At 68.7% G+C, this 12,119-nt stretch carries 7 protein-coding genes and 1 pseudogene; 6 read left to right on the top strand and 2 right to left on the bottom strand.

What is annotated here, in order from left to right:
* The first annotated feature begins 84 nt into the window (after nucleotides 1–84).
* From ABZ780_RS12195 to ABZ780_RS12185, 3 genes are all read left to right on the top strand, one after another.
* On the top strand, nucleotides 85–1,020 hold the full coding sequence (locus ABZ780_RS12195) for a TauD/TfdA family dioxygenase (RefSeq protein WP_357485829.1): 936 nt from the start codon (nucleotides 85–87) through the stop codon (nucleotides 1,018–1,020).
* A 35-nt stretch (nucleotides 1,021–1,055) separates the two neighbouring features.
* The gene (locus tag ABZ780_RS12190) at nucleotides 1,056–1,805 is read left to right on the top strand and encodes an alpha/beta fold hydrolase (RefSeq protein ID WP_357011605.1); all 750 of its coding nucleotides are present in this window, start codon (nucleotides 1,056–1,058) and stop codon (nucleotides 1,803–1,805) included.
* A gap of 425 nt (nucleotides 1,806–2,230) precedes the next feature.
* On the top strand, nucleotides 2,231–4,735 hold the full coding sequence (locus ABZ780_RS12185; RefSeq protein WP_357011255.1) for a M14 family metallopeptidase: 2,505 nt from the start codon (nucleotides 2,231–2,233) through the stop codon (nucleotides 4,733–4,735).
* 95 nt (nucleotides 4,736–4,830) lie between these two features.
* On the opposite strand, the gene ABZ780_RS12180 is transcribed toward ABZ780_RS12185, so the two are convergent.
* Together ABZ780_RS12180 and ABZ780_RS12175 are read right to left on the bottom strand one after the other, a co-directional pair.
* Nucleotides 4,831–5,331 (bottom strand): polyketide cyclase, encoded by a 501-nt coding sequence (locus tag ABZ780_RS12180; RefSeq protein WP_357485827.1) that lies wholly within the window; start codon nucleotides 5,329–5,331, stop codon nucleotides 4,831–4,833.
* A gap of 118 nt (nucleotides 5,332–5,449) precedes the next feature.
* Complete coding sequence (locus tag ABZ780_RS12175) at nucleotides 5,450–7,111, bottom strand: Na+/H+ antiporter (RefSeq protein WP_357011607.1); 1,662 nt, start codon at nucleotides 7,109–7,111, stop codon at nucleotides 5,450–5,452.
* A 355-nt stretch (nucleotides 7,112–7,466) separates the two neighbouring features.
* On the opposite strand from ABZ780_RS12175, the gene ABZ780_RS12170 reads away from it, so the two are divergent.
* The 3 genes and pseudogenes from ABZ780_RS12170 to ABZ780_RS12160 all read left to right on the top strand — a co-directional run.
* Nucleotides 7,467–8,894, top strand: coding sequence for a non-reducing end alpha-L-arabinofuranosidase family hydrolase (locus ABZ780_RS12170; RefSeq protein WP_357485826.1), 1,428 nt, complete (start codon nucleotides 7,467–7,469; stop codon nucleotides 8,892–8,894).
* Between the two features lie 331 nt (nucleotides 8,895–9,225).
* Nucleotides 9,226–11,448, top strand: a complete 2,223-nt coding sequence (locus ABZ780_RS12165; RefSeq protein ID WP_357485824.1) for a peptidase M6 immune inhibitor A — start codon at nucleotides 9,226–9,228, stop codon at nucleotides 11,446–11,448.
* Nucleotides 11,449–11,567: 119 nt separating this feature from the next.
* Nucleotides 11,568–12,047 (top strand): annotated as a pseudogene (locus ABZ780_RS12160) (FUSC family protein); the annotation flags it as partial.
* Between the last annotated feature and the right edge of the window lie 72 nt (nucleotides 12,048–12,119).

Below are 12,119 nucleotides of genomic sequence, written 5' to 3'. Positions count from 1 at the left end.
GCCCGGCGACGATATCGAGGAAATATGGCTGCCCACGTCAGGCTGCCCCCAGTGGACCGACCCTGGCGTGGAGGAGATCGACCGATGAGCGAGCACGGCACGTGGCAGCCACACGAGATCACACCGGGCAGCGCCGGATGCGCAGCCACCGTCGACGGGCTGATCGGCCATCTGGGGGAGCTGGACCTGACGGCGTTACTCACCGCCGAGAAGGCGCTGGTGTTCCGGGGCTTCGGCGTCGAGCCGGGCGCGCTGGACCCGGTGATGGACCAGTTGCTGCCCAACCGGCTCGCCTACGTGCACGGCAACTCGCCCCGCACCAAGGTCGGCCGCAACGTCTACACGTCGACGGAGTACCCGGCGCCGTACACCATCTCCATGCACAACGAGCTGTCGTACGCCGCGCACTGGCCGGCCCGCCTGCTGTTCTACTGCCAGGTCGCCGCGCCGACCGGTGGCGCCACCCCGGTGGTCGACGCCCACCTCTGGCTGGAGTCCCTCGACCCGGAGGTCCGCGCCGCCTTCGCGGGTGGCGTGTGCTACCAGCAGAACCTGCACGACGGCCTGGGGCTGGGCAAGAGCTGGCAGCAGACCTTCGAGACCGAGGACCGGGCGGAGGTCGAGGCGTTCCTCAAGGGCGCCGGGGCGACCTGGACGTGGACCGCCGACGGGCTGCGGGTGAGCCAGGTCCGCCCGTCCACCACCCGGCACCCGGTGACCGGCGTGGAGGTGTGGTTCAACCAGAGCGACCAGTGGCACCCGGCCGCTCTGGACGACGAGGTCGCTCGGGTGATGACCCAGGTGATGACGCAGGACGAGCTGCCCCAGTCGGTCACCTTCGCCGACGGCAGCCCGATCCCCGACGAGTACGTGTTCCAGATCCGCGACCGGGGGCTGGACGCGGCGATCGACGTGGACTGGCGGGTCGGTGACCTGCTGCTGATCGACAACGTGCTGGTGGCGCACGGTCGGCGGCCCTACACCGGCAACCGCCGCATCCTGGTGGCGATGTCGGACTGACCGGGGCATCAGCCGGCGGGAGGAGAGACGTGGAGATGAACGAGGCCGAGGTACGCGGCCGGTGGCTTCGGACCTACCGCCGTGCTGAGCGGTCCGACCTGCGGCTGGTCTGCTTCCCGCACGCCGGTGGGAACGCCAACGTGTTCCAACCCTGGGCGGGCCTGCTGAACGGCGGCACCGACCTGCTGGCGGTCTGCTATCCGGGTCGGCAGGACCGGCTGCTGGAGCCGTGCGTGGACCAGATGGGCGTGCTCGCCGAGCGGATCAGTGACGTGCTCGTGCCGTACCTGGACCGGCCGATCGCGTTCTTCGGCCACAGCATGGGCGCGTCGGTGGCGTACGAGGTCACCCTGGTCCTGGAGTCCCGGTACGGGTTCACGCCGAGCGTGCTCTTCGTCTCGGGACACGGCGCGCCGCACATCTCCCGGGTCGAACTCGACCCGGATCTCGCCGACGACGAATATCTGCTCGGTCGGATCGGCGCCCTGGGCGAGGTCGATCCGGTGCTGCTGCGGTCACCGAAGCTCCGCGAGCTGATCATGCCCTCGCTCCGGGGGGACCTGCGGATGCTCTACCGCCACCTGCCGCGCGAACCGGCGAAGGTCAAGGCCCCGATCGCCGCCTACCTGGGGACCGAGGACCCGACGTGCACCACGTCGACGGTGCGGGCCTGGGAGGAGCTGACCACCGGCGGCTTCGAGTTGGCCACGTTCCCCGGTGACCACTTCTATCTCGTGCCGGAGCAGGAGCAGGTGGTCGCCGCGGTGACCGCCCGCCTGGGCTGACCGACGGACCATGCCTCAAGGGCCGGTTGATCGACCGGCCCTTGAGGCTTTCGTGGTGCCCCCAAGAAGGTGCCAGCCGCCTCCGTGCGGCCGTCCGGCGGTGCGCGGCGCACCCCTCCGTCAGCCCTCACCTGCGCTGATGTGCTTCTATGCGTGCCGGTTGCGGTGTGCGTCCAGGGCGTCACCCGGTGCCTCAAGTAATGCTCAAATTCGGATCATGCCAGCTAGCGAAGCCGTGGATCGCACATACGCTCTCCCGAACTCAGCGCGCGGATGACCCCCACCCCCTTCCGCAACGGCAACACCACCTTCGTCGTACCCAGGCACACGGCACGCGAGTTCGGTACGGCAGTCCTCAGTGGAGGAACGACCGTGCGGGGGTCGGCCAGCAGAGCACATATCGTCGCAAGTAGAAGGAGGGGCAAATGCGACGCAGACAACGACGCATCGCACTTCTCGCCGTTCCCGCCCTGGTGGCGGGCGTCCTCGTCTCGACCGGGCCCGCTGGTGCGGACCCCGCCGGGCCGAGGGCCTCGGCCGGTTCCGGGCATTCCGCGCTCGAGAACATCAAGCAGGCACGTCACGTAGACATCAAGCTGGCCGGCGCCGACATGCTGGACAAGGTCGTCGCCGCCGGGTTCGACCTTGAGCACGGCCTCAAGCGCGTGCCGGACGGCATCGAGGGCGAAGCGGTGGTCACCGCCGACGAGCTCACCAAGCTGCAGTCCATGGGCGTGCAGCTCCTCGAGGAGAACGCGCGCTTCGAGTGGAGCGAGAAGGCCGACGGCGGCCTCAAGGGCCCCAAGGGTCCCGCCGCCCGCCCGACGCAGCCGCCGGCGACCGACCCGGCGCTGGCGACGGTACGCATCGCCCGCGCCGACTGGTTCACCACCAAGGGCCAGGGCTTCCTCTACGTCGAGGCCCGCACCACCGAGGGGCAGCAGACCACCCCGATCGTCGGGATGCAGCTGGAGAACAACTCGGGCAAGGGCACGCCGTTCGAGTTCGCGCGGACGATGAGCCGGTTCGTGGACTCCGGGCAGTACATGTTCCACCGGAACCTGTTCAAGCTCGACGCGCGCCCGAGCGAGATCCGGGTCACGAGCTCCACCGGCGGTGTCACCACCGGCGTCGTCTCCGACTGGCTGGAGAACGCCCCCGAGCCGCTGACGGAGAAGCCCGGCTACAAGTCCGACTTCATTGACGGCTACAAGCACCCGCAGCAGCTCTTCGCTCGCGCCAAGGAGATCGCCCAGCAGTACCCGGGCATCGCCGAGATCGTCTACCTCCCGAACCAGACGAACGGCTACCAGCGCAAGGCGCAGGCCACCATCGGTGGCACAGGTCAGTCGGCGGTCGTCGCCACCACGGCGGCGTGGGGCCACGAGGGCGGCAACGACGTCACTGTCGAGTTCGTGAACCGGTCGGGGGCCAACCTCCCGCTCGCGGTGGAGGTCACGGGCAAGGCGGTCCGCGTCCTGCTCGCGAAGGACGCCTCCGGTGCGCTGTCGAGCACGGCCGCGCAGGTGGCCGAGGCACTGCGGACCCAGTCCCAGGGCCTCATCGACCGGTCGCACCCGTACCGCAACAACGCGGGCACCGGCATCGTCGCGCCGACGGAGGGCCCGGTCGCCCTGACCGACTTCCTCGACGAGAAGCGCGTCGGCGCGCCCGAGGGCGAGGTGCCGCGCGGCCCGGTCACCATCCCCGTTCTGCGGATCGGCAAGCACCGTGACGGCAAGAAGCCCGGCGTGCTGATCCAGGCGCAGGACCACGCCCGCGAGTGGGTGCCGGCGACGACGAGCCTGGAGTCGGCCGAGCGGCTGGTGCACAACTACAAGACCGACAAGGAGACGAAGAACATCGTCGACAACACCGACGTCTTCTTCATCCTCTCCAACAACCCCGACGGGGCGAACTACAGCTTCTACAACTTCGCCTCGCAGCGGAAGAACATGACGAACCACTGCGCGGACTCGGCCGCCGACCCGGCGAACCGTAACTCCTGGGGTGTCGACCTGAACCGGAACTACCGGGTCGGGTCCGCCCAGGACGGCTACTCCGGCGGCTCGTCGGTGTGCACCAGCGGCACCTACCAGGGCCCGGAGAAGCTGTCCGAGCCCGAGGCGAAGAACATCGTCTGGCTGGTCGAGAAGTACAACAACATCAAGTTCATGATGTCGGTGCACTCCAACGGCGGTCAGCTGTTCTGGCAGCCCGGCGCCTACATCGCCGACGGGCGCATCACCACCCCGCGTCCGCCGCTCGGTGACGAGGCGTTCTACTGGCAGTCGGCTTCCCGGATCCTGGGGCAGGTCAAGGCGCACCGGGAGACCGTCGTGACGCCGGAGAACGTCGGCGGTTCGTCCGACGTCCTCTACTCCTCGGCGGGCAACGTCCGCGAGGACCTGTACCACACCTACGGGATCTACGCCTTCGGCTGGGAGGTCGGTGGCTCCATCTACAACCCGGCTACCGGCAACTGGCAGGGCGGTTCGTTCCAGCCGGCGTGGGAGGGCAACCCCGCGCTGGTCAGCGGCCACGCCGAGACCATGGAGTACGCCAACGGCATCATGGAGATGTTCCGGGTCGCGGCGGACTGGGGCAAGGACAAGAAGAAGCCGACGTCCGACCTCGTTCCCGGCAACGGGAAGTACCAGGGGCCGGTCAACGTGCACTTCGAGACCAGCGAGCCGGCCACCATCTACTACACGACGGACGGCAGTCGGCCCACGCTCGAGTCGCCCCGCTACGCGGCGACCGAGTTCCGTGAGCCGGGGCAGGTGTTCCACGTGACCGAGACGACGACCTTCAACTGGTTCTCGGTGGACAGCGCCGGCAACATCGAGAAGGGCTACGACCCGACGAAGAACGACAAGCGCAACAACTACCGCACCGCGACGATCAAGATCGAGACGAAGAAGAAGTAGCGCCCATCGGCTGATCATTGCCTCGCCAGTGGTTCCATCACACTGGCGAGGCGATGGTCGTCCAAGCCCCGCAGACGCTGACGTCCCCGCTGCTGTCACTCCGGTGTGCGTTCGGCGAGCTGCTTGAGGTTCAACAGTTGCCGGCGGGCCATCACCAGGTCTCCGACGCACAGCCCGAGCGCGACCACCGGGTTGGTCCGCATGACGACCTTGAGTAGCAAGCGCGTGGCCTCGTCCCCGTCGGGGACCAGAACGTAGGACAGGACGGCATTCATGATCGTCCCGGTGAGCTGGTGCCCCGGGTCGACCGAGAGGATCCGGCCCTGCCCGCGCCCGCCGACGCTGGTGAACGGCTCGCCCACCCTCGGTTCGGGGAGGCCCAGCAGCTCCCGAGGTGAGGTGCGGCCGAAGTTGTCGATCCAGTCGTACGCGTAGGGCGCCAACCGCACCTGGGCGACCCACCGCCACACCACCGTGGTGGGTGCGCCGACCCGTACCCCTCGCCATGCGCGCAACGTGGGCGCGGCAACGAAGTCGTCACACGGGTAGGAGCGCGCGACGTCCTCGTCGGTCACACCCCACCGGTCGCCGAACATTCGCCTGCCTCCCCACGCCCTCGTGGTACGCAGATCGAGTACGACGGTACCGCCGACGTCGGCGCGCGGGCGTGCTCACCGCAGGCGAGAGGCCGCCGCGTCCGTCAGACGCTCAGCGTCATGAACCCCGCTTCGGCAGCAGCAGCTCTTCGTGGTCGAGTTCCCGTTCCAGGACGCGGAGTCCCTCGTCGGGCAGTCGGCCGGAGTCACGCCAGCGCACCAGTTCCTCCCGCTGCGCGTCGATGGCCGTCCGGCGGATGCGAAGCGCCGTCTCGTACTCCGGTGAGGTGGGGATCTCGGCGGACCCGCTCTGCTGGAGCAGGTCGAGCCGTCCCCGGTAGCGCTTCAGCCGGGCGAGCAGTTTCGTACGGATGGCGTTGACGGCCTCGGCGCTGTCCGGCTCCTCGGCGACGACCTCGTCGAGGCGGGCCAGGGCGGCTTCGACCGCCGCCGAGCGCGCCTCGTTGCGTACGCGAGCCTGGTCGGTTTCGTTGGCGCGCAGGCCGAGCATCCGCACGAGCGGCGCGAACGTCAGGCCCTGCCCGACGAGGGTCACGAGGACGACCACGAAGGTGCAGAACAGCAGGAGGTTCCGGTCGGGGAAGGCCGCGCCGCTGTTGGTGGTCAGCGGCAGGGTGAAGATCGCGGCCAGGCTGATGACACCGCGCGTGCCGGACCAGCTCAGCGCCGTCACCTCGCTGGGGGTGAGTCGGCGGGCGTTGCGGTCGGCGCGGGCGATCTGCCGGGCGGTGCCGGGCTCGTCGGTGTCGTCCTGCTCGGAGATGCCACCCAGGCGGGTGTGCAGCGACCGGGGCAGGGACTGCGTCAACACGAGCCACGCGGGGCGCAGCAGCAGCACCACGCCCACCGACACCGCGACGGCGATGACGATCGTCGACGTGTCGTACTCGCGCAGGCCCTTGATGACCTCGGGGAGCTGCTGGCCGATGAGCAGGAAGACGAAGCCTTCGAGGAGGAAGTCGACCAGCCGCCAGACCGCGTTGGTCTGCAACCGGGCCGCGCCGGAGCCGAACTGGGGCGTCTGGTGGCCGACGATGAGCCCGGCGACCACCACGGCGAGCACCCCGGAGACGTGCAGTGCCTCGCCCAGCAGGTAGGCCACGAACGGTGTCGCGAGCGAGATGGCGTTGGACAGCAGCGGGTCCGCGGTGATCGGTCGGGCCAGCCGGACCAGCCTGGCGACGACCGCTCCGACGGCCACCCCACCGGCCGCCGCCAGCACGAACTTCCCGACGGCCGACGGGAACGAGAACTCACCGCCCACGGCGGCGGCCACCGCGACGCTGAGCATCGTCAGGGCGGTGGCGTCGTTCAGCAGCCCCTCGCCCTGAATGATCGTGACCATCTTCGGCGGCAGGTTGACCCGGCGGCCCACCGCCAGGGCGGCCACCGGGTCGGGTGGCGCGATGGCGGCGCCGACCGCGATTCCGGCAGCCAGCGTCGCCCCGGCGACGAACAGGTGGAACCCGATGCCTACGAGAAGCCCGGTGAGCAGCACCAGCAGCACGGACAGGCTGACCACGATGCGCAGGTTCCGGCGGATGTCCAGCAGCGAGGAATCCAGTGCGGCGCTGTAGAGCAGCGGTGGCAGCACGATCATGAGCACAAGGTCGGGATCCAGGCCGACGTTGGGGCCGGGGAGCAGCGCGTACGCGATGCCGATGAGCGGCAGGAGCGCCGCTGCGGGTAGGCCGGTGTGAGTCGCTATCCACCGCACGGCGACGATGACCGCGACGGCGGCGAGCACGAACAACAGCATCGAGTGGGTGCTCACCTGGTGGCTTCCCCCTGGAACGGCGCGAGGCGCGGGTCGGGTCGGTCAGCTGCAGGCTCGCGGCCTGGGCGGCTGGTCGTATCCGGTCGGTGACGCCCGTCGACGCCTGGCAGCGCACTCTGCAGCAATGCCGAGCGTACCGGTTGATCAAGGCAACAGTTTGTCGGAGGCCAGTGAGGGCGTGGGCGGCGCTCGGGCACTCGGGACCGGAAAACTTTCGATCGATGGCGTTGAGTGTATGGGAGCGCTCCCGTAACATACCTGACGCGGCTGTTAACGTTCACAAAACAATCACCCCCACGAATGCCCCCGGCCGCCCCACCCGTTAGGAGGGTGCTTTATGAAAAGGTCCAGAGCGACAAATGTCGGCCTGGTGTCGGCCGGTGTCGCGTTGCTGGCATCGGCGACGGTCGTCGCGGCGATGCCGGCTGGCGCCGCGGCTGCCGGCTGTTCGGTGAACTACGCCGTGTCGTCCCAGTGGCAGGGCGGGTTCGGTGCCAACGTGTCGATAACGAACCTGGGTGACCCGTTGAGCAGTTGGACGTTGACGTGGTCGTTCGGCGCCGGGCAGACGGTGACGCAGTCGTGGAACACGTCGCTGACGCAGAGCGGCTCGGCGGTGACCGCGAGCAACGTGAGCTACAACGGTTCGATCCCGACCAACGGTGCGGTGTCGTTCGGATTCAACGGGTCGTGGACGAGCAGCAACCCGACGCCGACGAGTTTCGCCCTGAACGGCGTGACGTGCACCGGCGGCACGACGCCGACGACCCCGGCCCCGACGACTCCGCCGCCGACCACTGCGCCCCCGACGACTCCGCCGCCCACTACGCCGCCGCCGACGACTCCGCCGCCGGGTACGTGCAACCTTCCGTCGACGTACCGATGGTCGTCGACGGGCGTGTTGGCGAACCCGCGGTCGGGGTGGGTGTCGTTGAAGGACTTCACTGTCGCTCCGTACAACGGTCGGCAGTTGGTCTACGCCACCACGCACGACACCGGCACGAGGTGGGGTTCGATGAACTTCAGCCTCTTCACGAACTATTCGGAGATGGCGTCGGCCAGCCAGAACGCGATGTCGTCGGCGACGGTGGCGCCGTCGTTGTTCTACTTCGCGCCGCGCAACATCTGGGTGTTGGCGTATCAGTGGGGTCCGACCGCGTTCTCCTACCGGACCTCCAGTGACCCGACGAACCCGAATGGTTGGTCGTCGGCGCAGCCGCTGTTCACCGGGAGTATCTCCGGCTCGGGCACCGGGCCGATCGATCAGGCGGTCATCGGTGACGGCACGAACATGTACCTGTTCTTCGCCGGTGACAACGGCAAGATCTATCGGGCGAGCATGCCGATCGGGAACTTCCCGGGCAGCTTCGGGTCGAACTACACGACGATCATGAGCGACTCGACGAACAATCTGTTCGAGGCCGTGCAGGTCTACAAGCTTCAGGGTCAGAGTCGGTATCTGATGATCGTCGAGGCGATCGGGTCGCAGGGCCGCTACTTCCGGTCGTTCACGGCCACCAGCCTGGGTGGGTCCTGGACCCCGCAGGCGGCCACGGAGAGCAACCCGTTCGCGGGTAAGGCCAACAGTGGCGCGACGTGGACCAACGACATCAGCCACGGCGAGTTGCTGCGCACCAACGCCGATCAGACGATGACGGTGGACCCGTGCAACCTGCAACTGCTCTACCAGGGGCGTTCGCCCAACTCGGGCGGCGACTACGGCCTGCTGCCCTACCGCCCCGGCCTGCTCACCCTGCAACGCTAGACAGCAGCACCACACCCCGGCGCGGCGCACACCGCACCGGATGAGCGACTCGACCCGCAGCGGGCGGGCTCGGTACGACACCGAGCCCGCCCGCCGCACGCAGAGCCGAGGCGCTGTCGCCGCATTGATTCATCCACTGTGGATGAATGGGTCGCTATGCATTTATATCTCCCGCAGGGAAGACCTCGGAGTAGTGGCATGTATCACTTTCTGACCCGTCAGTAGGTTCGTTGCCCGGGGCTACCGTGTCGTCGGTCCCAATGATCAACGTGAGCGGCTGGCACCCCGGCCGATCTCGCGGAAACCGGGTCAGACACCCGAAGGAGGCTCCATGGCACGCACCCGCATCGCTGGGGTGATCGCCGCTACCCTCGTCCTACCGGCCCTATCCGTCGTGGCCACGACGTCCCCGGCGGCGGCGGAAACCAGCACGACGAAGGCCAGCCAGCCGAGCGACATGCGTGAACTCACCCGCAAGGACTTCACGCTGGACGGACAGCCGATCCAGACGCCGTCCCGCTACCAGCCGCGCGCCGACGCGCGCAGGCAGGCCCAGAAGGCCGCCGAGACGCCGGCGGTCGGCACGGTTCGCCAGTGGCTCGGCCTCGACGACGTCCAGGGCAGCGTCTACCGCAAGGACTACACGCTGCGGGCCGTCGGTGAGCACATCGAGGTCTGGGTGGCCAACGACCTGGCGTTCCCGGCCGGCGACTGCCGCGCCCAGGTGCCGTCCTCGACGCAGGTCACCGACGCGCAGGTGCAGCACCTCGTCGACGAGTTCGACAACAACATGTACCCGAAGGAGACCAACGCCTTCAGCACCCCGCCGGACCGCGACGGCACGAACGCCCAGATCGGGCCGGACGCCGACGGTAAGGGCGGGGTCTACACCGGTGCGGGCAACAAGACCGTCACCCTGGTGGACAATGTGCGGGACGACAACTACTACACGTTCCCGGAGGCGCCGACCTACATCGCCGGCTTCTTCTCGGCGCAGTTCAACGAGCTGCTCGACCGGAACGTGATGACCGTCGACGCGTTCGACTGGCTGCACCGGATGACGCCGAACCCGCCGGACGAGCCGACCAACGACCTGTGCACCAGTCGTGGCGCGCGGCCGAACAGCTACGAGGGCACCTTCGCCCACGAGTGGCAGCACCTCGCGCACTACTACGCCGACCCGTTCGAGGGTAACTGGATCAACGAGGGTCTCTCCGACTTCGCCATGTCGCTGACCGGTTACAGCGACTCGAAGGCGACGGTCTTCGACCGGGGCGCGGAGAGCCACCTCTACTGCTACCAGGGCTTCGGCACCGTGCAGACGCCGTACAACACGAACCCGCGCGACTGCGGCGGGCCGGAGAACTCCCTGACCCTGTGGGACGAGAGCCCCAACCCGAACGCTGTGCTCGCCGACTACGGCAACGCGTACTCGATGATGATGTTCCTGTACGACCGCTACGGCGCCGCCTTCATGTCCCGGCTGCACCGCGACGGCGAGCGGCAGGGCATCGCGAGCCTCGACGCCGAGCTGGAGACGGTCGGCGTCCACGACGTCTACCAGGTCATCCACGACTTCCAGTCGATGACGCTGCTCGACAAGATCGTCGGTGACTCCCGGCTCGGGATCACCCTCGGCGTCGCCAAGAGCCGGGTCACCACGCCGAGCCTGCGCTCCACCGTCAACCTGGCCAGCACGACGGCCAACGCCACGCCGGGCGTCGCGCCGAACGGGGCCGACTACGTGCAACTGGGCGCGGCGAAGGGCAAGCTGTTCAGCGGCCGTGACCTGCGGTCGGTGAAGTTCAAGGGCGCGAAGACCCTGCCGGCGCTCCCGCTGGCGTGGACGAGCACCACCCAGGACCCGGACCGCCCGGGCAACGCCGTCCTGTTCTCCGGCAACGCCAACAGCCTCGACTCGGCGGCTGTCACCTCCGTCCAGGTGCCGACCGCCGACCCGACGCTGCGGTTCCTCGCCAAGTACGGCGCCGAGTTCGGCTTCGACTACGGCTACGTGACCGTGTCGACCGACGGCGGCGCCACGTACACGGCGATCCCGGGTGACCACACGGTCGCTGGGCCGCTGGGGCCGGCGCTCAACGGCACGACGAGCGGCTTCGAGGCGCGCTCGTACGATCTGTCGGCGTACGCCGGCAAGACCGTGCTGCTCGGCTTCCGGTACGTCAGCGACGGCGGTGTCAACGAGGGCGGCCTGCTGCTCGACGACATCACCCTCGGCGGGAAGACGCTCAGCGACGGCTCCAGCCTGGCGCCGTTCGACTCGCCTACGGAGATCCGGCCGACCCAGGTCAAGAACTGGAACCTGCGGCTCATCGGCATCGACGAGAAGCACTCGATCGCCTGGCAGTTCGAGCGCAACGGCAAGGCCGAGGTCACAATCGGCCCGCTGGAGCTGGCCGTGCTGGACGCGTTCCCCAAGGTCGTCGCCGTGATCGCGTACGACGACCCGACCGAGCAGGTCACGCAGTACGCGCCGTACCAGCTCACCGTGAACGGTGTCGTGCAGCCCGGGGGGAACAGCTCCCTGAACTGATCTCCGCCCCGGTTGTGGGGGCACCTGCCGTCGAATCCGGCGGCGGGTGCCCCCCACGTCCTTTTCCACCCGCTGCGGCCCTACCGGATAGTTTTGCGCGCGGTGGGTAAGCGCCCCGCGTGCCCGCCAACGAGGAGCCGGCAGCCGAACACCACCCGGCACCGCACCTACCGGACCGGGCGCACCGAACGCTTGCCGACCTGCGAGAGCGGGGAAAGAGTTCGGCGAACGCCCGGTTCTATCGGCTGCGCCTGTACGGGCTGCTCGCCCTCCAGGCGGGCTTCGCGGCGTCGATCGCCTGGTTCGTGTCGTACCACTTCCTGGGTGACTCATCTCCTATCGTCGCGCCCACCACCGCGGTCGGCATCGTGGCCGCCTCCATGGGGTCACGCCTGCGCCGCACCGTCGAGCTGCTGGCCGGGGTGACCCTGGGACTCGCCGTCGGCGACGCGCTCATGCCGTTCTTCGGCATCGGGCCCTGGCAGACCGGTGTGGTCGTCGTGCTGGCGATCGTCGTGGCCGTACTGCTCAAGGGTGGTGGCTCCCTGATCACCCAGGCCGGCGGCACCGCGGTGCTCATCGCCACCCTGGAGCCCCCCGTGCAGGAGCTGTCCGTTCCCCGTTTCGTCGACGCCGCGGTCGGCGGGTTGGTCGGGCTCGGGGTGGGGCTG

The organism is Micromonospora sp. NPDC047467 (assembly GCF_040643095.1).
Lineage (GTDB): Bacteria > Actinomycetota > Actinomycetes > Mycobacteriales > Micromonosporaceae > Micromonospora.
This window is presented reverse-complemented; position numbering and strand designations above follow the sequence as displayed.